25 protein-coding genes are annotated in these 24,957 nt (G+C 40.5%); 15 read left to right on the forward strand and 10 right to left on the reverse strand.

Annotated elements, in window-relative coordinates:
- Window positions 1-138: 138 nt before the first annotated feature.
- Window positions 139-501, reverse strand: coding sequence for a carboxypeptidase-like regulatory domain-containing protein (locus ABEB05_RS06910; protein WP_265788722.1), 363 nt, complete (start codon window positions 499-501; stop codon window positions 139-141).
- Between the two features lie 280 nt (window positions 502-781).
- Between ABEB05_RS06910 and ABEB05_RS06915 the strand changes: the two genes are divergently transcribed.
- The 3 genes from ABEB05_RS06915 (at window position 782) to ABEB05_RS06925 (ending at window position 4,528) form a co-directional block, all read left to right on the forward strand.
- The gene (locus ABEB05_RS06915; protein ID WP_265788724.1) at window positions 782-1,933 is read left to right on the forward strand and encodes an acyl-CoA dehydrogenase family protein; all 1,152 of its coding nucleotides are present in this window, start codon (window positions 782-784) and stop codon (window positions 1,931-1,933) included.
- A gap of 117 nt (window positions 1,934-2,050) precedes the next feature.
- On the forward strand, window positions 2,051-3,196 hold the full coding sequence (locus ABEB05_RS06920; RefSeq protein WP_265788726.1) for a 6-bladed beta-propeller: 1,146 nt from the start codon (window positions 2,051-2,053) through the stop codon (window positions 3,194-3,196).
- A gap of 111 nt (window positions 3,197-3,307) precedes the next feature.
- Window positions 3,308-4,528 (forward strand): acyl-CoA dehydrogenase, encoded by a 1,221-nt coding sequence (locus ABEB05_RS06925; protein ID WP_265788728.1) that lies wholly within the window; start codon window positions 3,308-3,310, stop codon window positions 4,526-4,528.
- 81 nt (window positions 4,529-4,609) lie between these two features.
- On the opposite strand, the gene rfbB is transcribed toward ABEB05_RS06925, so the two are convergent.
- From rfbB to ABEB05_RS06950, 5 genes are all read right to left on the reverse strand, one after another.
- Window positions 4,610-5,608 (reverse strand): dTDP-glucose 4,6-dehydratase, encoded by a 999-nt coding sequence (gene rfbB, locus ABEB05_RS06930; protein ID WP_265788730.1) that lies wholly within the window; start codon window positions 5,606-5,608, stop codon window positions 4,610-4,612.
- A gap of 25 nt (window positions 5,609-5,633) precedes the next feature.
- Window positions 5,634-5,915 carry a GIY-YIG nuclease family protein gene (locus tag ABEB05_RS06935; RefSeq protein ID WP_345694241.1) on the reverse strand — a complete coding sequence of 94 codons (282 nt, stop codon included), beginning with the start codon at window positions 5,913-5,915 and terminating at the stop codon, window positions 5,634-5,636.
- Window positions 5,916-5,979: 64 nt separating this feature from the next.
- Entirely contained in the window at window positions 5,980-6,525 is a 546-nt protein-coding gene (gene rfbC, locus ABEB05_RS06940) for a dTDP-4-dehydrorhamnose 3,5-epimerase (protein ID WP_265788732.1), read from the reverse strand.
- 91 nt (window positions 6,526-6,616) lie between these two features.
- Window positions 6,617-7,504: a dTDP-4-dehydrorhamnose reductase gene (gene rfbD / locus ABEB05_RS06945; protein ID WP_265788734.1), complete on the reverse strand. Its 888-nt coding sequence runs from the start codon at window positions 7,502-7,504 to the stop codon at window positions 6,617-6,619.
- On the reverse strand, window positions 7,501-8,208 hold the full coding sequence (locus ABEB05_RS06950) for a sugar phosphate nucleotidyltransferase (protein ID WP_265788735.1): 708 nt from the start codon (window positions 8,206-8,208) through the stop codon (window positions 7,501-7,503). The genes rfbD and ABEB05_RS06950 overlap by 4 nt, the downstream gene beginning before the upstream one ends.
- A 299-nt stretch (window positions 8,209-8,507) precedes the next feature.
- Between ABEB05_RS06950 and ABEB05_RS06955 the strand changes: the two genes are divergently transcribed.
- From ABEB05_RS06955 to ABEB05_RS07010, 12 genes are all read left to right on the forward strand, one after another.
- Complete coding sequence (locus ABEB05_RS06955) at window positions 8,508-8,924, forward strand: hypothetical protein (protein WP_265788737.1); 417 nt, start codon at window positions 8,508-8,510, stop codon at window positions 8,922-8,924.
- Between the two features lie 13 nt (window positions 8,925-8,937).
- The gene (locus tag ABEB05_RS06960) at window positions 8,938-9,504 is read left to right on the forward strand and encodes a hypothetical protein (RefSeq protein WP_265788739.1); all 567 of its coding nucleotides are present in this window, start codon (window positions 8,938-8,940) and stop codon (window positions 9,502-9,504) included.
- Between the two features lie 26 nt (window positions 9,505-9,530).
- A complete protein-coding gene (locus ABEB05_RS06965) occupies window positions 9,531-10,796 on the forward strand; it encodes a DUF4900 domain-containing protein (protein ID WP_265788741.1) in 1,266 nt (421 codons plus the stop codon).
- A 241-nt stretch (window positions 10,797-11,037) separates the two neighbouring features.
- Window positions 11,038-11,553: a type IV pilus modification PilV family protein gene (locus ABEB05_RS06970; RefSeq protein ID WP_265788743.1), complete on the forward strand. Its 516-nt coding sequence runs from the start codon at window positions 11,038-11,040 to the stop codon at window positions 11,551-11,553.
- 14 nt (window positions 11,554-11,567) lie between these two features.
- Window positions 11,568-12,173: a hypothetical protein gene (locus ABEB05_RS06975; RefSeq protein WP_265788745.1), complete on the forward strand. Its 606-nt coding sequence runs from the start codon at window positions 11,568-11,570 to the stop codon at window positions 12,171-12,173.
- Window positions 12,174-12,210: 37 nt separating this feature from the next.
- Window positions 12,211-13,335, forward strand: a complete 1,125-nt coding sequence (locus ABEB05_RS06980) for a hypothetical protein (protein WP_265788747.1) — start codon at window positions 12,211-12,213, stop codon at window positions 13,333-13,335.
- 277 nt (window positions 13,336-13,612) lie between these two features.
- Window positions 13,613-14,116 (forward strand): DUF4402 domain-containing protein, encoded by a 504-nt coding sequence (locus tag ABEB05_RS06985; protein WP_265788749.1) that lies wholly within the window; start codon window positions 13,613-13,615, stop codon window positions 14,114-14,116.
- A 27-nt stretch (window positions 14,117-14,143) separates the two neighbouring features.
- Window positions 14,144-14,692: a hypothetical protein gene (locus ABEB05_RS06990; protein WP_265788751.1), complete on the forward strand. Its 549-nt coding sequence runs from the start codon at window positions 14,144-14,146 to the stop codon at window positions 14,690-14,692.
- Window positions 14,693-14,792: 100 nt separating this feature from the next.
- Window positions 14,793-15,227, forward strand: a complete 435-nt coding sequence (locus ABEB05_RS06995) for a hypothetical protein (RefSeq protein ID WP_265788753.1) — start codon at window positions 14,793-14,795, stop codon at window positions 15,225-15,227.
- 264 nt (window positions 15,228-15,491) lie between these two features.
- On the forward strand, window positions 15,492-15,989 hold the full coding sequence (locus ABEB05_RS07000) for a DUF4402 domain-containing protein (RefSeq protein WP_265788754.1): 498 nt from the start codon (window positions 15,492-15,494) through the stop codon (window positions 15,987-15,989).
- Window positions 15,990-16,222: 233 nt separating this feature from the next.
- Window positions 16,223-17,050: a fimbrial biogenesis chaperone gene (locus ABEB05_RS07005; protein ID WP_265788755.1), complete on the forward strand. Its 828-nt coding sequence runs from the start codon at window positions 16,223-16,225 to the stop codon at window positions 17,048-17,050.
- 50 nt (window positions 17,051-17,100) lie between these two features.
- Entirely contained in the window at window positions 17,101-20,532 is a 3,432-nt protein-coding gene (locus tag ABEB05_RS07010) for a fimbria/pilus outer membrane usher protein (RefSeq protein ID WP_265788756.1), read from the forward strand.
- A 51-nt stretch (window positions 20,533-20,583) separates the two neighbouring features.
- On the opposite strand, the gene ABEB05_RS07015 is transcribed toward ABEB05_RS07010, so the two are convergent.
- The 4 genes from ABEB05_RS07015 to pdhA all read right to left on the reverse strand — a co-directional run bounded on the left by ABEB05_RS07015 (window position 20,584) and on the right by pdhA (window position 24,746).
- The gene (locus ABEB05_RS07015; protein WP_265788757.1) at window positions 20,584-20,991 is read right to left on the reverse strand and encodes a hypothetical protein; all 408 of its coding nucleotides are present in this window, start codon (window positions 20,989-20,991) and stop codon (window positions 20,584-20,586) included.
- 219 nt (window positions 20,992-21,210) lie between these two features.
- Window positions 21,211-22,449, reverse strand: a complete 1,239-nt coding sequence (locus ABEB05_RS07020) for a pyruvate dehydrogenase complex dihydrolipoamide acetyltransferase (RefSeq protein ID WP_265788758.1) — start codon at window positions 22,447-22,449, stop codon at window positions 21,211-21,213.
- Window positions 22,450-22,544: 95 nt separating this feature from the next.
- On the reverse strand, window positions 22,545-23,528 hold the full coding sequence (locus ABEB05_RS07025) for a pyruvate dehydrogenase complex E1 component subunit beta (RefSeq protein WP_265788759.1): 984 nt from the start codon (window positions 23,526-23,528) through the stop codon (window positions 22,545-22,547).
- Window positions 23,529-23,636: 108 nt separating this feature from the next.
- Entirely contained in the window at window positions 23,637-24,746 is a 1,110-nt protein-coding gene (gene pdhA, locus ABEB05_RS07030) for a pyruvate dehydrogenase (acetyl-transferring) E1 component subunit alpha (protein WP_265788760.1), read from the reverse strand.
- Window positions 24,747-24,957: the final 211 nt, after the last annotated feature.

Below are 24,957 nucleotides of genomic sequence, written 5' to 3' on the forward strand. Positions count from 1 at the left end.
TACCTGGGCCTCTTTTTAAAGACCTTGACCATTTGGCAAAATCTAATCTTTAAAATCTCAATTTTTATAAATATAAAAAAGGCCGCTCTCGTATTAACAAAAGCGGCCTTTTATTGTAAACAGCTCTCCTTTTAGGAGTTAACTTCCAGAAGGTGTCAGAGCGATTTCAAGCTCTTTATTTCCTTCCAGCATCACTTCCTGACTAAAGCTTTCATAACCATCAGCTTCAATCGTTACTGTGTATGTTCCTGGCTCAAGTCCGTCGATGTTAAACTTACCTTCTTCGTCGGTAGTAGCAGACTGATCGGCAGAAACCTTAACTTCTACACCGGCAACTGCCTCTTGGGAAGCATTATCGATGACTTTACCAGAAATTGTAGCAGCGGCTGTTGCTTCGGTTTCCGCTTCTGTGGTTTGAGCCACAGCGGTATTGGAAACCATTGCAAGTCCGAATATCAACATGAATGCTGAGAGAACGTATTCTTTTTTGAGAAACTTCATAATATTATATCTCTATTTTTTAATTAATCTTTAATGATATTTATGATTGTCATAGGGCAATCAATTATTGCACTTCTATATACCCGGCAACCATTTTTTTTGTTCCAAATTTTATTGATTTCTCATTTATTGGTTCCAGGTACCCGAAGAAACGGTTGCTAATCACAGCCTCAAAACGCGATACTAAAAATGAGGCGATAATAATTAGACACATTTTTTTGTATCTTTAGACTTAAAATATCAGCCATTAAATTCTAGTAAAATATCAGAGCATTATCTTATGGACTTTGAATTTTCCGAAGAACAGCAGCTAATACGCAATGCGATTAAAGATTTTACTGAACGGTATGTTGCTCCGGGTGTTAAAGAACGCGATAGCAAAAAAAAATTCCCTGCAGAAATTGTAAAACAGCTAGCAGAACAGGGATTTATGGGCATGATCCATCCTGAAGAGTTTGGTGGTGGAGGCGTGGACACTATTAGTTTTTGTCTGGCTATTGAAGAGATTGCACGATGGGATGCTTCCCTCGCATTGACGGTTGCCTCTCACACTTCCCTGGCCTCTGGCCATATCGCGCTGGCTGGGAGCAAGTCACAGAAAGAACAATATCTTACTCCTCTGGCTAAAGGAGAAAAGTTAGGGGCATGGTGTCTTACGGAACCCGGTTCCGGCAGCGATGCCTCAGGCTTGAAAACAACCGCCATAAAGAAAGGAGATCATTATATACTCAATGGTTCAAAAATATTTATTACCCAGGGTTCCGTTGGTGACATCTATGTGGTACTGGCTAAAACCGATCCGGATAAAGGAACAAAAGGTATTAGTACTTTTATCGTAGAGAGTAGATGGGATGGCATACAGCCGGGCAAAAAGATGGAAAAGCTGGGCATGAATTCCAGCGATACTACCGAAGTCCATTTTGAAGAGGTTAAAGTGCCGGAAGAAAATTTGCTCGGCGAAGCCGGAAAGGGATTTGTTGATACTATGAAAGTGCTTGATGGCGGGCGTATAGGCATTGGGGCCCTTTCAGTTGGAATTGCCCGTGGTGCGCTGGAAGAATCGATGAGGTATGCCGGAGAGCGCAAACAATTTGGATCACCCATCGGCGACTTCCAGGCCATAGAAACAAAACTTGCAGACATGGCCACGGAAATAGATGCCGCCCGCATGATGGTCCACCGCGCCGCTCAATTAAAAGATCAGGGAAAACCCTACACCAAAGAAGTTTCAATGGCCAAGCTTTTTGCTTCTGAATTAGCAGTACGCGCGGCTAATGAGGCCGTACAAATTCACGGTGGTTATGGATATATCAAAGAATACCACGTTGAACGATTTCTGCGCGATGCGAAGTTAATGACTATTGGCGAAGGTACTTCTGAAGTACAACGTATGATCATCGCACGTGAATTAAAGAAAGAACATTGGGGATAGTGGCAAAGCATCCGTTGAATACTCAATCCAACGGACTATTAGCAAATGACGGGAATTCTTTACTTTTTTAGAGAAAATCAATAGCATTCCTTTTTCTATGAACAAATAACCCCTTCTATGCCTAATGACTTCATCAGGATTGTCATTCTATTTTGTTTGGTCACCTTGACCTCCTGTTCGGAGCAGTCAAATGAACAAGGCTTTGTTTCCGAAAATCCAACGTTCGGAATTTGGCAGGATTTATCGGAACCTCCGATAACATTCGAGCTAGTACAAACCTTCGGTGATAATGAAGCGCTTATGCTTCCCCAAACTTATCAGTTACAAGGTCCGGTCACAGATCAAAACAACAACCTTTACGTAATTGACGGACAAAATGGAATTCTGTACTCTTTCGACCCGGACGGAAATTTACGGTGGCAAACGGGCAGAGAAGGAAGAGGTCCCGGTGATTTTGAGCAGCCGCGTGGATTAGTTACCGACGGCGAATATCTTTATACCGCCAATGTAAGTGGTTCCCGAATCGATCAATTTGATATGGATGGAAATTTTATAACCAGCACTTCCCTTGAATCCCTTGACCTTTCCTTTAATGCGGTTGAAGGGTTTTTAGACGATAGCTTATTGGTTACCTCCTCTACTGTAATGGGCCAGTTAGCGAGACAAGTGACCCTCTTAAATACCAGAGACAACTTAAATATAGTTAATCAGTTTACAATTGAATCTTCTTCTAATACGGATCTACCGGAAGGCCTCGGCTATAGTTTCAGTATCCAGGTCATTGACTCTTTAATAGCAGCCGGAAATATTCAAGACTATAAGATCCATTTTTTTAACAGTCAGGGGGAAAATGTTAAAAGCATTACCCGCGATTTTGATAAACTGATGCGGCCCGGTTTCGTTCAATCTGGCTCCAGTCGCTCTATCCGCGGTTACGGCAGCCTTAATGCTCCCATTCCTCTTACCAGCGGCTTTTACCTGACCACCTTAAACTGGCCAACAAATGTAGACGATCCCGACCGCTACCTGGAAAGGTCGCAACGTGAAGACAGTAGGGTACCACCGATTACCTTCAAAAATAGTCTTGACCTGTATCGCTCGGATGGCACTCTTCTCTATTCTTTAGAAGAGGAAGGTAGAACACCAAACATCGGATCTCTTGCCTATGTAGATACGCAAGGAAATATCTATACAAAAATAGATGATCCTTTTCCTCAAATCCGAAAATATGCGGTTACTATTAGTTCTCCTGAGAATAACTGATGTTGAACGTTAATAGGTTAAAAGTTGAACCTCCAAACCTTTAACCTGCAACTTTCACTCATATCATTTACCTTATTAAACAAATAAATATCCACAGCGAAAAATTATTCTATGTCCAGCAATAGTTTTAATATCAACGACCCTTTCCAGTTTGAACCCGAGTTGAATGAAGATGATCGCATGGTCATGGAAACAGCCAGGGATTATGCGCAGAGTAAACTGGAACCCCGGGCCCTTAAAGGAAACCAGGAAGAATATTTTGATCAGGATATTGCTACTGAAATGGGTGATTTGGGCCTGCTGGGATCATATCTGCCCCCTGAATATGGTGGTGTGGATGCCAGCCAAACGGCTTATGGACTTATTGCCCGTGAAGTAGAGCGTGTGGATTCCGGTTATCGGTCTTTTATGTCAGTACAATCTTCGCTGGTAATGTATCCGATTTTTAAATTTGGAACCGAACAACAAAAGGAACGGTTCCTTCCTAAACTGGCGACCGGTGAACTGATCGGCTGCTTTGGACTAACCGAACCCGATCATGGTTCTGACCCCGGTTCAATGAGTACCACTGCTGTTAAAACGGATGAAGGTTGGATTCTTAACGGGGCTAAAATGTGGATTACCAACTCCCCCATTGCGGATATTGGGGTAGTATGGGCCAAGGCAAAAGAACACAAAGAGGATGACGGAGTGATTCGCGGTTTCCTGGTAGAAAAAAATATGGAGGGATACAGTGCTCCATCTACTAAACACAAAATGTCGCTGCGAGCTTCAGAAACCGGTGAAATGATTTTTGAGGATGTGTTTATCCCCGAAGAAAATGTATTTCCAGATATTACCGGACTTAAAGGGCCGTTTACCTGCCTTAACAGCGCCCGGTATGGTATTGCCTGGGGAACGGTTGGAGCAGCAGAATTCTGCTATCAAAAGGCGCGTGAGTATGTATTGGATCGCAGTCAGTTCGGATATCCGATAGGGGCCAATCAGCTTCCCCAAACCAAGCTTGCAAATATGCTTACCGATATTACGCAGATGCAGCTATTAGCCTGGCGACTGGGAAAACTTAAAGATGAGGGACGTGATCACCATAGTATGGTATCGATGGCCAAACGCAATAATTGTGGAAAGGCACTCGAAATTGCCCGCATCGCTCGTGATATGCACGGAGCTAATGGCATTACCGGTGAATATCGAGTTATCCACCATGTCATGAATCTTGAATCCGTAAATACTTACGAAGGTACTTACGATATCCATGGACTTATTCTGGGAAGAGAAATTACCGACATTCAGGCCTTTGTGCCCCGTGGTAATGATATGCCTGAGGATTAATTTCCATATCGTTCAGCACTTATTCTCCGAAGAATTGACACTTGAAAGCTTGTTTCAGAATTTCAAAAGTACGTCTTTAACCTATTGGTATTGCTCCATATACCACCGAACGGTTTCGCGCAGATGGTCTTCAAATGAACGAGTGGCCGACCAGCCCAACTCTTCTTTAATTTTAGAGGCATCAATGGCATATCGAAAATCGTGGCCAGGCCGATCCATTACAAAAGTAATTAAGTTTTTATAGTCACCTTCCGGGCCTTCACCAACTTCTTCATTAAGGATATCGCATATTTTCTTTACCAAATCAATATTTTTCCACTCGTTATTACCCCCAATTACGTACGTATCCCCCTTTTTACCTTGTTGAAAAACCAAATCAAGGGCCTCACAATGATCCTTTACATAGAGCCAGTCACGCACATTCTCTCCCTTCCCATAAACCGGAATTTCCTTCCCATTTAAAGCTGTGCGAATAACCGTTGGAATTAATTTTTCATCATGTTGATGTGGACCGAAATTATTAGAGCAGTTGGTTGTAACCACATTCATTCCGTAAGTATGATGATATGAACGAACAATAAAGTCACTGCCCGCTTTAGAAGCTGAATACGGAGAATTCGGGGCATAGGGGGTTTTCTCCGAAAAAGCTCCTTCATCCCCTAGTTCCCCATATACTTCATCAGTAGAGACATGTAAAAAACGATGGGGATTCCAGTTTCCATCCTCCTGCTGCCAAAATCGACGACATTCTTCCAACAAATTAAACGTCCCCACCACATTCGATTGGATAAACGGCTCAGGGCCGCTAATTGAGTTATCTACATGTGATTCAGCAGCAAGGTGAAATACACCATCCGGCTCAAAACCTCGAATGATATCACGGAGAGCATCCCGATCCACGATATCAAGTTTTTTAAACCGATAGCGATTGGAAGTTTTTATGGAATTCAGATAGGATAAATCCGAAGCGTAACTAAGTTTGTCAATATTCAAAAACTCCGCCTCAGAATATCGATCATGAAGATAGCAAAGCAGGTTAGAACCGATAAATCCCGCTCCGCCGGTTACTAGAATATTCATTGTAATATTGTGACTTTAAGTATAGTTAATGGTCGTTATCTTCTTGTCCTGTGAAATACGATTTGAGTCTCCTTTTTACAAACATTTTTCCATAATGAGTTTTGAGATACTTCTCACGATTTATCGCATCTTGCCGATTTCTACAACCTTCGAAGTAAATAAGTTTAAAAGGTCTACGATGCTTAGTCGATGATACTTTACCTGCTTGGTGTCGCTCAAATCGTGATTGCAGATCTTGGGTAAATCCTGTATACCAGTTTCCGTCCTTTTGACTCTCTAAGATATAGGTATAGTAAAAACTACTCATAAATATCTGCAATCATTTCACGGGATAAATCCCGCTCCGCCCGTCACAATTATTCGCTTATTCATTAAAATAAAAATTCCTTTGAAATTTCACTGATTTTGGGCTGATTTTGATCTTTTTCTGAAATAACAGGATCAGTCACCTGCCAGTCAATATTAAGCGAGGGATCGTTCCAGAAAAGTCCGTATTCTCCCTCCGGGCAGTAATAATCGCTGCACTTATAATAGACCAGTGCGTTATTAGAGAGCACAGAAAAGCCGTGTGCAAATCCTTTGGGTATAAACATTTGGTGCTTATTATCGGAAGACAACTCACGGGCTACATACTTGCCAAATGTAGAAGAACTCCTTCTCAAGTCTACTGCCACATCCAAAATACGCCCTTCCATAACCATAATAAGCTTATCCTGAGGCTGTTCAATCTGGTAATGTAGCCCTCGGACCGTTCCCTGCTGTGATTTAGAAAGATTATCCTGTACAAAATGAATATCTATACCCACTTTTTTCAAGTGCTTTTCTCTATATGTTTCCAGAAAAAAACCACGATCATCTCTATATACCTTTGGCTCAAACAATAATACTTCAGAAATTTCGGTCTCGGTAATTTGCATCTACTCTTCCATTCAATTCATTTATAATATTAAGATATCAAATATACCATTTTAACGATATAATCTTAGGGTTTGTACAAGTTTCAAAGCGTTATAAGCGACTCAATGAATCCAGTTGGCTAAGTAGATTATCCAGACCCTGATTCCAATTTATAACATTGCTTCCCGGAACAGCTTCTATTTTATCAGTACATAGCTTGGAATAATGAGGCCGATCGGCCATAGTTTCAAATTGATCAGACGAAACAGGCTCAACCTTTACCTCTACTCCTGCTTTATCAAAAATGGCTCTAGCAAATTCGTACCAAGTAATGAGGCCTTCCGAGGTCAGGTGATAGGTACCTTTGACTTCTCGGTACAACAGATTAATACAATTTTCGACTACATTCGTAGTAAACGTCGGGCTGCCCCATTGATCATCGACAACCTGCAAAGTTGAACGCTCTTTCCCCAGCTTTAACATCGTCTTTACAAAGTTAGAGCCGAACTGTCCACACAACCAAGAGACACGGATAATCAAATAATTGTCAGTATTATCGCGGATGGCCTGTTCCCCCTTCCACTTTGTTTCTCCGTATTTATTTATTGGATCAGCCGGATGGTCCTCAGTATATCCTTTTGGAAATCGCTGCTTGTCTTCTTCGCCCCCGGGAAATATATAATCCGTTGAATAATGAAGAAGTTTAAAGTTCAACTCCTCACTTAGCCTTGCCAGTTCAGCAACTGCCTTTACATTTACAGTTTCGGCCTGCTTGATATGCTTTTCGGATTCATCCACTTTTGTATAAGCGGCACAGTTTACAACTACATCAGGATTTCTTTCCTGTAATACTTCAGCTAATTTATGTTTATCCGTCAGATCCAGCTGATCAGAATCGTATGCTGCTATGTTGAATTGGCTAAAATCTTCCTTATCCAGGATCTGCTGCCACTCCTGCCCCAGCTGGCCAGAGGCTCCCAGTAATATAAGATCCTTCATTTTCCTACTCCCACCAACTTATTTGCCCGCTTATACGATTCCGGGGTTCCGGCATCGGTCCACCATCCTTCCATTATTGAGAATCGCATTCTTTCGGCATCAATGTAATGATTATTTACATCGGTGATTTCAAGTTCACCCCGGTCTGAAGGCTCCAAGTTTCGTATATACTCAAATACTTTAGAGTCATACATATATACACCTGTTACCGCTAAACTACTCTTCGGTTTATCAGGCTTTTCTTCAATATTGACAACTTTTTCTCCTTCTACCTCAGCTACTCCAAATCGTTCGGGATCTTCTACCTCCTTTAGTAGAATCTGGGCCCCGACTCCGGGATAAGAGTCAAGAGCCGGCTTCAGGGAACTCTCAAAAATATTATCTCCTAAAATGACCGTCATGGTGTCATTGCCAACAAAATTTTCTGCCAGTCCCAAAGCCTGAGCTATACCACCAGCTTCATCCTGAACCTTATAGGTGAAACGACAACCAAAATCCTTACCTGAACCAAGTAGCGTGACGACATCTCCCATATGCTCAGTTCCCGTTACCACCAATATTTCTTCAATACCTGCCTCCGTTAACTTTCGGATAGGATAATAAATCATCGGTTGATCCCCTACCGGAAGCAGGTGCTTATTTGTTACTTTAGTTAACGGATAAAGTCGCGAGCCGGTTCCTCCGGCTAAAATAATTCCTTTCATTATACTTTTATATGGAATGTAATTGCAAATTCAGTGTAGTTTTTGACTACCGTTACAACAATATATATTCTTTTTAAGAGGTCTGTAAAAAGTTATTGGCGTTCTTTCCGAATGATAAAACAAGAGAAATACTTATCAGAAAGCAAACAAAAGTCTTTATTAAAAAAATATAATTAACTTTTGGAATTGATTTGCGTATATATCATATAAGATAAAAACAATCATCTACCAAGCACCTATCGCAGTATGTTCATCGCACTAGTATCGGGATATTAGGTGCACAATAGTTTGGCTACAGCATGAACGACTACTCTGACCTAATTTTTTTGATGGGAGGCATGATAATATTTTCGCTGTTATCATTGCAAACAAACCGGTTATTCCAATTAAATAATCGTATCCAACTCAACGGAGAGCTTGAATATAATGCTATTTCCATTGCTCAGGATGAAATAGATCAAATACGTTGGATTAAATCCGAATCTGCATTTAATAACCACCTGAGCTCCTATCCCAAACAAGTACCGCTTATAATAGATGACGATACGCTGCAATATGATGTGGATATAAACTCTACAAGTATGACGATCCCGGGCTCTTCTCTAAATAATAAAAAGGTTTCGGTAACCGTCTCTAATGAATTTCTAAAAACCAACAGTGATGATGATCCCGGCGAGCGGTATATCAGATTACAATTTATCAAAAGCTTTAATTAATGGAGAGTAAATTATGAATACAGGTATTTTAACAAGCTTTATAATCGGGGGACTGCTTCTGCTGAGTATGATTCATTTAAATAACCAGGCATTGCAAAACTCAACGGACGTAACGCTTGATCTGCATAATAAAACCCAGATCGAAACCATACGGAAAATTATTAAACAAGATTTTAACAGGATCGGATTTGGTAAAAACAGCAAAATAAAATCGTTTAATCCTCCTCATTTCATCAACTTTAGTGCAGATGTCTATGGCGATGGGACCTCAGAAGTTATTTGGCATTTCAAGAAAAGTGTTCAGGTAAAAGAAACCTCAAATCCTGATGACCGGGTTTTACAACGTAATGGACCCGTAGATAAAACGGGAGGAAGCAAGCCCACCAAGTTCAGAGTGGTAGACTTTTCCATTACTGGCTTTAGCGATACAGAGGGAGAAAACGAAACAACAGATAAAGAAAAGATTAAAAGCTTGCGTATCAATATTGTTTATGAATCACCCGAAAGCATATCTTCTTCTGGTGACTATTCCAAAACAGTTTGGCAAAAATTAATAGTTCCAAACAATTTACAACTCTAAGATCTCCAAAATAATCCAACTTTATTATGGGACGTGGTCTTTTATTATTGGCATCCGGTTTAATTATAGTAGTAGCGATCATTCAAAAGTCAATGAGTGATCGTCTTAATCTCATTCCTGAAAGAACCTATGACTATCATCAGGAAATGCATGCCCAAAATGTTTCCAATAGTGTTATGGAATATGGTATTCGCGAAATTGAAAAAGATCAGTCATGGGATGAGGGCCTTTCAGAGGAGGACTTCGTAGAATCAGAAGTTACGCTTCAGGTTTTCGATTATGACGATTACACGGATGGAAACCCAGATATTCCCTCCGATCATAGCATCGATGACTGGAATCAGTATACGATTCTGTTAGTAAGTAACGCTCAAACAAACAATGCTGAGGCTTATACCGAAGTTGCCATAACCAAAGATTCCTTTTCAAAGTACGTATATTTTACCGATAACGAACCTTCACATATTTATTTTTATGACGGTGATGTGCTGGATGGGCCGGTTCATACCAATGACCGATTTAATATAATAGGCTCCCCGGTGTTCAAGGGACCTGTGACCAGTCCAAATACTCCAAATGGAGGTGATCCGGTATATGAAGATATCACAGACTTTGCGTCTCCAACGATTGATATGCCAGGCTCTCAAGAGCTAAATAACCTACGGAATAACGGTATAGATGGGGGAATTACATATTCGAATGATATCTACGTTGAATTCAAACAAAATGGAACCGTAGATATTTATGAAAGTAATGGATGGAGCTGGAGTCCGCCGGTTACTTATAACCTCCAGGATTATAACGGGGTTATTTCTTCTTCGAAAAAAATCTACACCAAAGGAACCATCAAAGGTCAGGTAACCCTGCATTCTGCTGAAGAGGTGGAAATAATGGGGGATCTTAAATACTCTCAGGATCCGAAAAAAAATCCTGAGTCTACCGACCTTTTAGGTATTATAAGTGAAGGAAACGTAATTGTGGACAAAGATGCCCATAAGAACTCGGGTTCCAAAGACTTAGAAATAAATGCCTCTATTATGGCCCTTGATGAATCATTTGAGGTTGAAAACTATAATAGCGGTTCTGATCGGGGAACATTGAAACTAACAGGCGGCTTGCAACAACAAGAACGAGGGGCTGTTGGTCAGATAAAATGGGGAGGAATATCAGGTTTTCATAAAGATTATTCCTATGATGACCGTCTTCTTAGCATGTCTCCTCCATATTATCCGCGTGCCAGTACTTTTTCCAAAAAGTATTGGAAGGAAAAGCCCGTAGTATTAAATAAATAAGTATAACTGGAAGAATGTAAATAATGTCAACTAATAGATCCATTCCAGATGAAACCCGCTTTATATTGATACGATCAAGAGATCAGGAATTAGACGCTTTACATTTTAACAGCTTTGCGTGGTAAATTTTGGTTTCTCGAAATTAAAATATTTAAAGAAATAATATCAAAGGAATTGGACATGCATTGTAACTCTTTTTTATGTATGTTAATAATATAATACAATAAATATATCTACTGCTATGGTTGGCTATACGGAAGTACTCCAGACAATTGGAGCCATGGTGATCTTTTCACTGATCCTGCTCAGTGCTACACGCATGATTCAACGGAACACACTTATGCAGGTAGAGGGAGAATTGGAACAAGAAGTTGTCGCCCTGGCTCAGGATATTATCGAAGAGGGGCGAACAAAAGAATTTGATGAATACAGTGTGAGTAGTGCACTTCCCCCCGCCGATGCGAATGACTTTGCAGCTCCTTCTAACTTGGGACCCGATAGCGGGGAAAACACTCGACAAGATTTTGACGACTTTGACGATTACCACGATTGGGAAGAAGTGATTGAGACTGAACACGGAGAATTTAATATCCGCACGGAAGTCTTTTATGTTAACGACTCATTTAACAAGACGGCTTCCCCGACCTATTTTAAGAAAATGCAGGTTTTTATCACAAGTAAGTTTTTAAAGCAAGGTAGTTCCGGCGAAATGACGGAATACAGACTTGAATTTACCCGTAACTATTATGCCGACTAAGAAATTTTAGACTTATGGATTTAGGAGTCGTAGTAAGCTATATTATTGCAGGGATGCTGCTGATGGCCATCCTGATGATGAACATGTCTGTTTCCAGCAGCTCAACGGAATTGACTATGACGCAAATAACGCGTGAAAAAGCCGCTGCATTAACGGATATGCTGGAACATGATATTCTGAAGATGGGATATAATAAAACCAGCAAAACCAGTCCGATTATAGAACTGGCGGATAGTCAAAGAATTCGTTTCCGCAGTAATATTGATGACAGCAATGATAAAACAGTGGAAACGATTACCTGGGAATTAACCAGCGACCCCGTATCTGCAACAGAAAATCCCAATGACCTTGAACTAAAGCGTACGGTCAGTGGTGGGATTAATTCAGTAACTCCTATCACTTTAGGAGTAACCGAATTTGAAATCAAATATTTTGATCAATACGGGGAAGATACAAGTAACAATATGCTGACACCGGTATCCAATCCGGAAGATATCAAACAATTGTATATTAAATTAGTACTGGAAAGTCCTCAAAGAGTATATCAAGGGACTAATGACAATGGACGGTATGTTAAAACGGTGTGGGAAAAACGGTTTTCCCCTCCAAATATAGAATAAATTAATTAAGGCAATTAAATATAAATAGGGAGTCATTATGGGACGAGCAATGTTAATAATATGTACTGGTATGTTGGTTATACTGGGCATCATTGGTATTAGTACAGCTGATCAGGGGAAATCACTGACACAAAAAGCAGTAAAGTATGCGAATGAAACGACGGCGCAGAATGCAGCGCATACCGCTATCCAAATCGCTATGCAGAAAGTAAATGAAGACGACAGCTGGGCTACCACCTATGATAAGAGCAATACTTGGACCCAGACAATTGATGAGGCTACAGTAGAACTTTATGTAGAAACCAATAGTGACTATTCTACCAATGGCTATTGGGAAGAAGATTCACTTCGTATTACTTCCAAGGCCACTTATGCGGATGGATATGAATCTGAAGTCGTCAGCGTCTATCTAAAAGAACCTTTCAGTAACTTGGTACCAAAGTTTAAGGGAGCACTTTCGCTTGCTCTTATGAAGGAAGAGATTAAGTCATTAAGTATTGGTGGTAGTTCGATTATCAATGGTAATCCTCCAAGTGGCAGTGGATGTAGCAATATGCCTGGTATAGCTGCCATGGATGAAAGCTATGCTGATGAATTGGAAGCTTCGGGTACTGTTCCCGACTGGTCCGAAAATAAAGGTGTTACCGGAGATCCTCAATTGAAATATGACAGCGACCTAAAATATTCTCCTGTAGATGAGATGATTGCACGCCTTAAAAAGTCGGGCAATTCTAAGACAATTAGTGGCCAATATTCAGGATCATTAGGAACCCAAGAGAATCCAGGTGTCTTTTTTGTGGAAGACTACGTAAAGCTTACTGGTAAACAAGATGCAGGATACGGGATACTGGTAATACGAGGCGACGGAGGAATGGGATATGAAGGTGAGTTAGACTTGAAAGGAAATTTCGAATTTAATGGACTAGTTGTTTTCGAGAACGCTGAACTATTTGATGGTAAAGGAACTCCAACTATTAATGGCTCAGTTTTAGTTGGTAAACGCCCCCAGGAAGAAAGCAGCACCTATGAAAATAGCATTGATATAGATATTAGTGGAAATATCAGTATCCAATACAATTGCATTGCTGAAAAATACGCAAAAATGGCTGCGGCCGATGCAGTTAAACAAAATAAATACACCCGCGTTGTTACGTATGAATAATAAACTTTCGGTGAGATACCATTTAAAATGGCTTTTCTTATCCTGAGTGCGCGTTATACACAATCCTCTATTGTAGGAGAAGAGTATATAAAGGAAAAATTTAGCTTTTCATCGGCTTCAACGTATTAATATCTCTCCCATTCTAATTATAAGATAATTCTAATCAAACTAGTGCAGAAGCTTTACTCACTATTTTTTATGTTTATGATAGCTATTAACCCTCATTTGTAGCGAAGACCTCTCCTTTGTTACAATTTGCGACAAAAAAGTTACGGCTATGGACAAAAAATGGTGGAGTTTCTTATGTATAGTTTTTTTACTCTCAAGCTGTTCAATTCAGGCTAAAGCTCAGCAGAATGCAGAAATTGATATTTCTGTGAATGCCGAAGTTATTAGAAGCCTTGAAATGAATACCGTCCGTGATATTAATTTTAGTCCGGTACAGCCTAGCCAGCAACAGATCAATATAGCCCCCCAAACCGATAGTAACACTGGTAAAATGGTTGCCATTGGCGATCCCAATGCTCCCATACGGGTCAGCTTTGTCCCGGAAAGGATTCTAACCAATGGCAACGGATCTACTCTTGTTTTTACCTATTCCATTGCCGGAAATGATCGGGATGACCAGAGCTCTGCAGAAATTCTTCAGGCCGATAATAGAAATTTATCCTTAAACAGCGACGGAAGGTATTACTTTTGGATTGGCGGAAATGTAACAGTAGAAAACGCGGAACCGGGTAATTATAATGGCGATTTTACCATAGAAGTCGAGTACATTTAATTGTTTTGTGGTATTAAATACATGCTTATGGAGAAGCTTCTTCTAGTTTTAGTTTTCCTTTTTACCTCATGCCCGGTTGCCTTTGGCCAGTCCCTTGCATTTAATATCGATGCTCCACCAGATTTAGAGGTATCGGTATATAGTGACGGAATACTTGATTTTGGTAATTTAATGCAGAATCAGGGAACCGTTCAGATCCCGCTTGAAGATGCAAATACGGAAATCATTAGCATTACTGGATTTCTTTTTCGCAGGGTCCACGTAACCATTACTCCACCACCCGCACTGCAGTTAAATGCTTCTAATTCGCTTCCTTATACACTAAGAGCAGCTTATGCCAATAACGGAGAAGAAAATAAATCTCAGGCCGAACTTTTTAATGATAATACGGCTTCATTTCGGATATACAACTTTTCCGGTGGACCTCCTCCATGGGCCGGTGGTGGTAATGGCCGTGGAAATGGTATAGGCGACCTATTCCAACAAACAGCCTATGTTTATATATATGGAGATATCGAAGTCGGGCCCGTGCAAGCTGGAACATATAACGGAATAATAAATATTTCTGTAGAATAAGATAATGACTAAAACTTGCTCTAATAAAATTTTATTTCTATTACTCCTTTTTTCAGGGTTGCTGCCTATCTATACTCAAGCCCAAACCGTTAATTATAACATGGAGGTCCAACCTGAGCTGAGTGTTGAAGTGCTACGAAACTTAAATTTTGGAACCGTTATAACAAACAGCGGAACACAGCAAATAAATCTCGGCGATAATCGGATGGGAGTCTTTGAAATTCGTGCGTTAGCGACCCAGAGCGTATTAATAAGCCTTGATAAACCGGAGCACCTTGAAGCTGAACAGAATGGAAATACAGATCAAATCCCTCTTTCGCTCCAAGCCGCATATTCTTCCCAGGCAAATAACTATGATAATATAATACCCTTTACCAATAATAATCTTCGAACAGTTCTGGAATCAATTAGTGATTCGAAAAATAGTTCTGCCTGGGAAACCGGTTATGTTTATATTTTCGGAGACATCAATGTCGGTGATGTAATCCCCGATTCTTATTCCGCTACATTGGTATTAAATGTCGTATATCAATAAAGACATTTATATTATTATCCCTGTCAACTATTCCCTCCTGTTATAATATTATCTCGATTTCCTTCACTAGTGTAAAATGTCGGTAGCCCCCTGTTATTAACAGCTAGCTGACTTTACTCAGATTGAAACGACATACCCCTAAATCGTGTGATACCAACAAGATTAAAGGATTCTAACTACGATGATTTCTTTTTTACCATTATTTTACAACTGAAAAAAGACATAAAACCTCATTTACAGACAAACATCTAATCAACGGCTATCATGAAATCAATCATAAAATATATCTTTGTATTACTATTAGTAACCGGGATAACAACGACGGTCTCGGCCCAACAAGCTGACATTGCAGCAAACGCAACTGTCGACGCAAATGTCGACCTATCCAGCGGTGACGATCTGAATTTTGGTAATATTGCTGCAGGATCTCCTTCTACTGTTAATCCCGGGGATGGAACCGCAGGAACTTTTAGCGTTAGCGGAAATGTCGGGAATGTTGATTTAAGCTTTTCGCTACCAAGTGAGCTGACTGGCAGTGAAGATAACCTTCCTATTAGTTTCGGAGGTACTTCTGCTTCGTGGGGAGACAACGCCTACGATTCAAATAATGACTTCGATCCCAATGATGGAGCTTCTGTTAACCTGCTTGAACAAACTGATAGAGACATCACCGTATTTATCGGAGGAACAGTGGATCCTGCGACAAACCAGGCCGCCGGCAGTTACAACGGTACGATTACATTGACAGCGACTTATAATTAAGTATAAAAATTACCCTTGCAAAAAGCCAAGATATCTTTTGTCTTGGCTTTTTTTGTTTAATTCAAATTGTATTTAAAAGAACTTAACATATTTCCGGAAATAACTTCCAGGATCTTACTTCATTACCCCTATTAGTAAATGTCCCAAGAGGAATTTTAAAATTGATTTTGCATAATCTTCCGCAAATTTCTTAGCTTCCTTTGACATTAAGAATGATAATCAGTCTATCTGGAATGAAAAAAACGGCCGTTACCTCTATAATCCTGTTTCTATCTGTGCTGGCCTGCGAAGTTCAGGCACAAATAACCATTGCACCGACAATGGTGTTTATTGATCAACAAAACCGGTTCGGTAATTTCCTGGTTTTAAATGGATCTGATCAGGCCCAGGAAGTTTCTATCGAATTCCCTTTTGGCTATCCTGCTACTAATGCAGAGGGAGAGGTCCAAATGATTTACGATGACAGTACAAAAGCTGAGCAATTCGGAATCAGTAATTTAGTAAAAGGATTTCCGCAAAGTTTTGTACTACAACCCGGTCAGCGGCAAGTCGTACGATTGACCGTACGCCCCAAGGACTTCTCGGACGGGACCTATTGGACCCGCATAAAGGTAACGTCAAACGCACAGAATCCTCCGATTGGAGAGGAAACCGATGATGAAATAACGGCTCAAATCACCTATAAATTTGAGCAAATTACCACACTCTTCTACAAGCATGGCGAAACCAATACTGGTATTAAAATAAACGATTTCACTCATCGCAAGTCGGATAATTCTATTACATTTCTTGCAGATGTAAGCCGTTCCGGAAACTCACCGTTCCTGGGATCTATTAACTTAAATATTCTGGACTCTGAGGGAAATACCTTACTAACAAGAAGTGCAGCAACTTCGATCTACTTTGACTACCGGCAAACCTTTGATATTCCTAAAGACAGTCTGGACGAAGAAGAATATACGGCAGAGATTTCCTTTGAATCACAACGGCCCGATGTGGCCCGTGAAAATATTATCCAAATGGAACCGGTTTCAAATTCCATAAGCTTTAGCAGGGAGTGAGCAACAGGAAAGTAATAACGCTACTCTTATTTACGTGCTTACTTTTTTTCTTGTTTCCCCAGCCCTCCTTTTCCGACAGCTCCTCAGAGCCTATAAAGTTACGGCAAGAGGGCAATAGCAATGAAGAGCAGGAAGTCTTTTTATCTTTCAATTATCGTAATTTCTTTAATAAGGTAATTACCGCCTATTATGAAGATGGAAATTACTATCTGCCGGTTTCTGAAATTTTCAGTAGCCTTAAAATATCTCATGAGGTTAACAATGAAAATCTGACTATTGAGGGATTTTACCTAGAGCCCGAAAACACCTTCTATTTGGATTTTAGTAATTATCAGGTTGAGTTAGCGAACAAAGGTTTTTTTTCACTTGATGCTTCCCAGATGCGGGTCAAAGAGCTCGACTATTATATCAAAATGGAAGTTTTGGCTACTGTATTCGACCTGAACTTCTCTGTGGATATGAATAATCTGCTGTTACAGCTTGAAACTCCTCTTGAATTACCCGTTGTAAGTGAATATAAGCGTCAACAAAGAAGAGAACGGCAGGAAAGAGCAACAATCGGGCAGGAGTTACATCCTCTTCTATATGAACGGGACCGCAAACTCGTAGGAGGAGCTTTCTTCGATTATTCCCTCTCATCCTTTATAAATAATACCGAAAATGCCTATGCCTATAATTTTGATATCGGTTCTGAATTACTGGGCGGAGATCTCGAGGGATCAGCTTACGGAAATTATACAAGCAACTACTCAAATTTTACTACAAACAACCTCCGATGGCGATATGTATTAAGAAACAACGACTATCTTACACAATTCTATGCAGGCCAAACAACCTCAAACGGACTTATTGATCGTAATTTTACGGGTGTTCGACTTACCAATGAGCCTATAGAACCACGATATCTTTATGATTCCTATGAAATTGAAGGGACAGCCCCCATAGGTTCTGAAGTTGAACTCTATTATAACAACTCCCTTTACGACTTCAGAAGAATTACAGAAGATGAACAGTTCAGATTTATCGCTCCTTTAACCTATGGAACTTCCCGGCTCAGATTACGAATATATGGCCCCGATGGACGCGTTAGAGAAAGGGAGCAACGGATACAAGTCCCTTTTAATTTCCTGCCCAAAGATGAGGTTACCTATCATCTTAATGCAGGACGTCTAAACAATCCCATTCTTGGGAGTACCGAAGAAAGTTACCTGGCGCAGGGAAGTGTGGCTTATGGGCTGTCAGACTGGCTTACACAAAAAATTGGAATAGAATATTTTGACCAATTTTCAGATCAGGTCCCTCTCTTTTACAGTTCTACATCTGCACGATTATTTGATGACTACTTGTTCAATGCTGACATTGCCCCCAATGCATTTTATCGATTATCAGGAAATGTCATTTATCCTTCGTCTGCCAGCTGGGGACTAAATTATACCTATTTTTCTGATGAAAGAATATATAACCCCATAGGTAATAATCACGAACTTTCTGCTAATTTATTTATTCCTTTTCAAATCGCTGAATTGCCCTTAAACATCCGGTTTACCGGTGATTATACTCAAAATTCTGCGCAGAATCGCGATAACATCTATTATAACCTGGATCTCAACTCCAGAATTAATCGCCTGAACCTAAGATTAAGTTTTAGAGACCGGCAATTCGAATCGTTCACCTTATCACCAAGCAGTAGTTCTGAGTTAAGAGCATCAGCAACTTACTTAATTTCCCCTCAAACTAACTTGCCGCGATATTTGCAAAACACCTTTGTTAGTACCAGTGCAAGATTTAATCCTGGTTCTGGTACCTTTCAGGAAGCCCAGATACAGGCCTCAAGGAGTGTTTTTGACAAGGGACGCATTCAGGCTTCCTTTGCAAGAAATTTTGCCGGAAACTTTAATTTCATGAATGTCGGACTTATAATAGACTTTAACTCTATACGCTCAACTTCTACGATCAGGAATAATAGAAACCAGACTTCTTTTACCCAGAATTTTCGGGGCTCTGTGGGGTATGACGATTATAATAATGATCTTACCTTTTCAAACAGAAACCAAGTGGGCCGCTCCGCAACCTCGCTCCGATTGTATGTAGACTCTAACAACTCCGGTTCCTATGATGAAGAAGATAATACTATCCAGGATGATGCTATACGTATTGGCAGAGCCGGAGTCCAGTCAACATCCAAAGACGGTATCTTCCGCTTTAGTCAGCTCCAATCGTATCATAGAATTAATATGGAGATCAATGAATCGGCGATCCAAAATCCTTTGTTGGTTCCTGAATTTAAGGAATTTTCAATTGTTACTGATCCCAACCAGTATAAACCCATTAATATTCCTTTCTATACATCAGGAGTAGTCTCAGGGAAAGTGGTACAATTAGAAGGAGAAAGCTCTGCCCCTCTCTCTGGTGTTCGATTATATTTGGAAAGCAAGCAAAATGATTATTCCAAGGAGATGCAGACTTTCAATGACGGCAGTTTCTATGCCCATCAAATACCACCCGACAGTTACCGTTTGTATATTGATCCCAACCAGCTTCAATTTCTGAATGCTTTTTCAGAACCCGATACAATGACGGTAGAAGTAGAAGCTATTGCTGAAGGAGACTTCGTTGAAAATCTTAATTTTAAGGTAATACCAAAATCTGGTTCTGATAAATCAAATCAGCCTGAAGAAACAAGAACCTATCCAGAAGAGGCGGCACAGGATACAACAATAGAAAAAGACAAAAACAGCCGTTACCAGATACAAATAGCGAGTTTCAAAACGGCAGAAAAGGCCAAAAAAGTTTCCAAAGATGCATCTAAAATCATTAACCGTCCCTTTAAACCGGTACTAAATGTTCTCAATAATCTCTACGCCATTAGAAGTTCCTTCATGGATACAGAGCAAGAGGCTATAGAACTATTTCGTACGCTCGTCGATAATGATTTCGAAAGTAATGCTCTTGTAGTCCAAAATAGAACCAAGCTTTTACAAGAAGAAGCGGATTCAGTTCTTATTTTCCATAATTTCAAAACATTGCAAAATGCACGGAAATCAGCCAACCAGATAGCCCGTAATACTAACAAAGAAGTATCAATTGGACAATTTAGGGGAAAACAGGATTTTGTCATTTACCAAAAAAAGAGGGCAATAAGTAGGAAAGACACATCGGCATTTCAAACAACAGAATATCAAAAAAAGTACGAGGAAGCTAGAATAATCAATTTACACGAAAGTGAGGTTACGCTGATAGAGCAGAAGAAAGCCATGAATTTCACTTTCCAGATACAGGTTAGAGGAATAAAAACTGCCTCCCAAAAAACCAATTTGCAGACCTTTATCCAAGATAAGCCGCAGCTATCAATTGATAAAGGTGAAGATGCCTCAACTTATATACTGGAAGGTTTTCAAAAATGGTCATATCTGAAAAAAATTCAGATGGAACTTGATCAGTTTCATCATGATCTTGCTATCCCGATATTGATAGAAGAGTAACCTTCTATATAAAACATCCTAGCCCCCAACCAAAACAATTGATGAACTTAATTAATTGTATGCTATAGTAGTTGTAAGATCACCTTTATAGAGGCCCTTCCGTAAAGGCTTATTGGTAGAATTGTGGAGAAAAAAACTACTAGACTCTTTTGACCCTGAAATTTTATTTCTATTTACTGAAAAATAGATGGTCCCCCCTGCCGTATCTTTTAATGCTATTTTATTACTATAGGAAGTAGTAGTCTTTCCTTCTGCATTCCCACCAAAGATGATGCTGCCGATGGAGGTCTTTCCGGATTCTTCCAGAATTACAGAACTTTGGTGATTAGCTTCAACGTCTGCTCCCTTTACAACCTGAACAGTTATATCCATTACGGCCCTGGCCGATTTTTGGGCATGACCCTCACGTATACCAAACAGAAAAAGAAATAGAATTAATATTGGTACGTATTTGAACATAATGACTTTGGTTACCCCAACTCGATGAATACAATATTAAAAAATTTTAATATTAGTTTATACTAATGTTTGTAAAATATTGTAATACAAATTGCGCCTTTACCAAGAGTTGTTAAGAGTTATGCGGATAAAAACCAGGAGGGATATAAACTATAAAAGCTCCAAGCCGTTAAGCCTGAAGCTTTTAAAAAAAACTAAAATTTAATCTATGGTACTATATTATAGCAGCATAGCCAGCGGACTTTCAAGCATCTGCTTAAGCGTGCTTAAAAATTGTGCGGCCATCGCGCCATCTACAATACGATGATCGCTGGATAAAGTCACCTTCATTCGCTTGCCCGGTACAACTTCGCCATCTTCAACGACCGGAACCTCTTTAATAGCACCCACTGCTAAGATACAGGCATTCGGTGGATTGATAATAGCTGTAAACTCTTCAATACCAAACATCCCAAGGTTACTCACCGTGAAGGTACTTCCCTCCATTTGTTCCGGCTGTAACTTACGCTCTCGCGCTTTCTCAGCAAGATCTCTGGTTTCCTGGCCGATCTGCTGCAATCCTTTCTGATCAGTGTTATTGATAACCGGGGTAACCAGTCCTTCTTCAATGGCGACTGCCACAGCCACATTAACATCCCCATGCTCTACTATTTTATCTCCATGCCAGGAACTGTTTATCTCGGGATGTTTGCGCAACGCTGCAGCGCAGGCTTTAACAACAATGTCATTAAAGCTAATCTTCGTGTCACTTTTCTCATTAATTTGTTTGCGGGCGTCCCATACCGGTTGCATATCAATGGATATGGTTTCGTAGAAATGCGGATTATTGAACTTGCTTTCAGAAAGACGCCGCGCAATTGTTTTACGCATTTGTGAAACACGGTGCTCTTTGTCTTCCCGTGAAACTGTAGCAGCTGCAGGAACAGCTGAAGGTTCATAACTTTCAATATCGCGTTTGATGATGCGTCCCTGGGGCCCACTGCCCTCTACATTCGAAAGGGTTATCCCTTTTTCCTCAGCCATCTTACGTGCCAAGGGTGATGCTTTTAAACGACCATCATCCGAAGTAACAGTACTTTTCTCTTCTGCTTTCTCTGCTGAGGTATCAGTACTCTCTTTTTTGTCTGTTTTTTCTGAAGTATCTTCTTCGCCATCAGTTTCAGATGTCTCCTTTTCACCACCCGAAGCGGCTTCTTCCAATATATCACTGATATCTTCTCCTTCTTCACCGATAACAGCCATAAGCTGTCCCAGTGGTACGGCATCTCCTTCGTCGACTAATATTTTTAGGATCGTACCGTCATCAAATACTTCCACTTCCATTGTAGCCTTATCGGTCTCAACCTCAGCTATAATGTCACCGGATTCTACCTCATCACCTTCCTCAACATTCCACTTAGCAATAACGCCTTCTTCCATCGTATCACTAAGCTTGGGCATTTCAACTTTTACAGCCATTTGTTTGACTCTTAATTTAGATTAAAAAACGTTATCAATATTTATTTCCTAATAAACTATGCTTCATCTATCCCTTCTGGGAAGCAGTCTCCTTATTATTTACGATAGGTCACTGTATTAACGGCATCAATGACTTCATTAGCACTGGGTAGCCACTCATCAAATAAATTTTTAGCAAAGGGTGCACTGGTATCCGGCAGGGTGACTCGCTGTACCGGGGCATCCAGATAATCGAAAGCTTCACGCTGTATGAGATAACCCACCTCACCTGCCAATCCACCAAATGGATGGGATTCATCAACAATAACACATCGATTGGTCTTTTTAATCGATTTAACGATCATTTCAATGTCAAGTGGCTTGACAGTGCGGGGATCGATAATCTCTACTTCCACATCTTCCTTGGCAAGCTGCTGGGCAGCCTGTTTGGCCACGTGATACATCTTACCATGGGCAACGACCGTGACATCACTTCCCTCCCGTTTTACTTTCCCTTTACCAATAGGAATGGTAAAATCTTCCTCCTCTGATACCTCCCCTTTCAGGCCGTACATTTGTTCCGACTCCATAAAAAGGACGGGATTATCATCGCGAATGGCCGATTTTAGCAGTCCCTTGGCATCCTCCGGTTCAGATGTATAAATCACTTTCAATCCGGGGAAATGAGCATACATAGCATCATAGGCTACTGAGTGCGTAGCACTTAACTGTCCCGCTGAAGCATTAGGCCCTCTGAATACGATAGGAACTTCTACCTGTCCCCCGGTCATATACCGTACTTTCGAGGCATGGTTGATAATCTGATCTGCTGCCAATACAGCAAAGTTAAAGGTCATAAACTCAACTATAGGACGCAGTCCATTCATTGCCGCTCCTATACCTATTCCGGCAAATCCGAGCTCAGAAATGGGTGTATCGATCATCCGTTTTGGACCGTATTTGTCAAGCAGCCCTTCGGTCACCTTATAGGCCCCATCATATTCGGCTACTTCCTCACCCATTACAAAAATTCCTTCATCCTGTGCCATCTCTTCATCTATGGCAGCCCGGATTGCTTCTCTGAATTGTAGTTCAGCCATTTTTAATGAATTATTTCGAAATTAAATTATTTTTCAATTATAAAAGAAGTTAGAAACATAATGCTGAATACATAGTATCCGGCTTCAACCCTATCCTTAGTCCAGTGTTTAGGTATGGAAGGGATAATCATCCTCTACAAAGACGTCTTTATATAAATCGTCTTTTTCGGGGAAATCACTTTCTTCTGCAAAATCGATTGCTTCCATCACCGTATCCTCTACGGTATCCTGTATCTCATCAATTTCGTCCTGTTCAAGGATGTCATTATCCAATAGGTAATTCTTAATACGCTCTATGGGATCAAGCTTTTCATATTCCTTAAGCTCTTCCTTAGTTCGATATTTCATTGGATCTGACATTGAATGCCCCCTGTAACGGTAAGTACGAATTTCGATAAACCAAGGCATTGAATTTTCCCGTACATCCTCAGCAATCTCTTTCATCTTTTCATAAACGGTAAAAACGTCCATCCCGTTAATGACAGCATTCTTCATACCATACCCATGGGCCCGCTCATAAATTTCTCCAACAGAATGTCTGTGGACGGCCGTCCCCATCGCATAACCATTGTTTTCGACGGCATAAATACAAGGTAAACCCCAATTTTGGCTCATATTCAAGACTTCGTGAAGCACTCCCTGATCAACAGCACCATCGCCCAGGAAACAAGCCGTTACCCGGTCGTTCTGTTTGTATTTATTAGCAAAAGCGATACCACTTCCCAGTGGAATATGTCCACCAACAATACCATGGCCTCCCCAAAAATGCTCTTCTACATTGGCAAAGTGCATCGACCCGCCTTTGCCACGAGAGCAACCGGTAACTTTACCATAGAGCTCAGCCATTCCTTCCTTGGGTGAAACGCCCCGGACTAGTCCCCAGCCGTGATCGCGATAGGCTGTAATAATATCGTCATCATCATTTAAAGCATAAACCGTTCCGGTTGAGATCGCTTCCTGCCCCATATAAAGATGCAGAAAACCTCCAAACTTCCCCTTCTGGTACATCTGCATTGCACGTTCTTCAAAACGTCGCTGCAGATACATCTGATGGAACATATCCACCACATCTTCCTCGGAAAGTCCCAGCGATTTATGTTTCTTTTTGGTCGGTGAAGGAAGTTCTGTACTACGAACAATCTGTCCATTGGTACGAATTCCCGTCCCCGAAGGCGTAAACTGTATTTGTTCTTGTGTTTCTTTCTTATTTTTAGCCATAATATATTTCTATGACAACATCCGTCAATATTGAAATTTCTCGAATTTTACAGTCTGAAAATATACCTAATTTTTTGGAAAATTACAGACCTCAAGCGTTAAAAAACGTTTTACCATCATTTTGCATCTGTATATGTAACAAAATTTTTGCTGCCTGACCGTGACATAATCCTGTTTATGGAGGCTGAACAGCATTGAACAACCCTGTTTA

Origin of the sequence: Fodinibius salicampi, from assembly GCF_039545095.1 — a bacterium.
Taxonomy (GTDB): domain Bacteria; phylum Bacteroidota; class Rhodothermia; order Balneolales; family Balneolaceae; genus Fodinibius; species Fodinibius salicampi.

Excerpts from the sequence above, each read along its gene's own strand:
- ABEB05_RS06910 (WP_265788722.1), bottom strand. The coding sequence starts at position 501 with ATGAAGTTTCTCAAAAAAGAATACGTTCTCTCAGCATTCATGTTGATA.
- ABEB05_RS06915 (WP_265788724.1), top strand. The coding sequence starts at position 782 with ATGGACTTTGAATTTTCCGAAGAACAGCAGCTAATACGCAATGCGATT.
- ABEB05_RS06920 (WP_265788726.1), top strand. The coding sequence starts at position 2,051 with ATGCCTAATGACTTCATCAGGATTGTCATTCTATTTTGTTTGGTCACC.
- ABEB05_RS06925 (WP_265788728.1), top strand. The coding sequence starts at position 3,308 with ATGTCCAGCAATAGTTTTAATATCAACGACCCTTTCCAGTTTGAACCC.
- rfbB (WP_265788730.1), bottom strand. The coding sequence starts at position 5,608 with ATGAATATTCTAGTAACCGGCGGAGCGGGATTTATCGGTTCTAACCTG.
- ABEB05_RS06935 (WP_345694241.1), bottom strand. The coding sequence starts at position 5,915 with ATGAGTAGTTTTTACTATACCTATATCTTAGAGAGTCAAAAGGACGGA.
- rfbC (WP_265788732.1), bottom strand. The coding sequence starts at position 6,525 with ATGCAAATTACCGAGACCGAAATTTCTGAAGTATTATTGTTTGAGCCA.
- rfbD (WP_265788734.1), bottom strand. The coding sequence starts at position 7,504 with ATGAAGGATCTTATATTACTGGGAGCCTCTGGCCAGCTGGGGCAGGAG.
- ABEB05_RS06950 (WP_265788735.1), bottom strand. The coding sequence starts at position 8,208 with ATGAAAGGAATTATTTTAGCCGGAGGAACCGGCTCGCGACTTTATCCG.
- ABEB05_RS06955 (WP_265788737.1), top strand. The coding sequence starts at position 8,508 with ATGAACGACTACTCTGACCTAATTTTTTTGATGGGAGGCATGATAATA.
- ABEB05_RS06960 (WP_265788739.1), top strand. The coding sequence starts at position 8,938 with ATGAATACAGGTATTTTAACAAGCTTTATAATCGGGGGACTGCTTCTG.
- ABEB05_RS06965 (WP_265788741.1), top strand. The coding sequence starts at position 9,531 with ATGGGACGTGGTCTTTTATTATTGGCATCCGGTTTAATTATAGTAGTA.
- ABEB05_RS06970 (WP_265788743.1), top strand. The coding sequence starts at position 11,038 with ATGGTTGGCTATACGGAAGTACTCCAGACAATTGGAGCCATGGTGATC.
- ABEB05_RS06975 (WP_265788745.1), top strand. The coding sequence starts at position 11,568 with ATGGATTTAGGAGTCGTAGTAAGCTATATTATTGCAGGGATGCTGCTG.
- ABEB05_RS06980 (WP_265788747.1), top strand. The coding sequence starts at position 12,211 with ATGGGACGAGCAATGTTAATAATATGTACTGGTATGTTGGTTATACTG.
- ABEB05_RS06985 (WP_265788749.1), top strand. The coding sequence starts at position 13,613 with ATGGACAAAAAATGGTGGAGTTTCTTATGTATAGTTTTTTTACTCTCA.
- ABEB05_RS06990 (WP_265788751.1), top strand. The coding sequence starts at position 14,144 with ATGGAGAAGCTTCTTCTAGTTTTAGTTTTCCTTTTTACCTCATGCCCG.
- ABEB05_RS06995 (WP_265788753.1), top strand. The coding sequence starts at position 14,793 with ATGGAGGTCCAACCTGAGCTGAGTGTTGAAGTGCTACGAAACTTAAAT.
- ABEB05_RS07000 (WP_265788754.1), top strand. The coding sequence starts at position 15,492 with ATGAAATCAATCATAAAATATATCTTTGTATTACTATTAGTAACCGGG.
- ABEB05_RS07005 (WP_265788755.1), top strand. The coding sequence starts at position 16,223 with ATGAAAAAAACGGCCGTTACCTCTATAATCCTGTTTCTATCTGTGCTG.
- ABEB05_RS07015 (WP_265788757.1), bottom strand. The coding sequence starts at position 20,991 with ATGTTCAAATACGTACCAATATTAATTCTATTTCTTTTTCTGTTTGGT.
- ABEB05_RS07020 (WP_265788758.1), bottom strand. The coding sequence starts at position 22,449 with ATGGCTGTAAAAGTTGAAATGCCCAAGCTTAGTGATACGATGGAAGAA.
- ABEB05_RS07025 (WP_265788759.1), bottom strand. The coding sequence starts at position 23,528 with ATGGCTGAACTACAATTCAGAGAAGCAATCCGGGCTGCCATAGATGAA.
- pdhA (WP_265788760.1), bottom strand. The coding sequence starts at position 24,746 with ATGGCTAAAAATAAGAAAGAAACACAAGAACAAATACAGTTTACGCCT.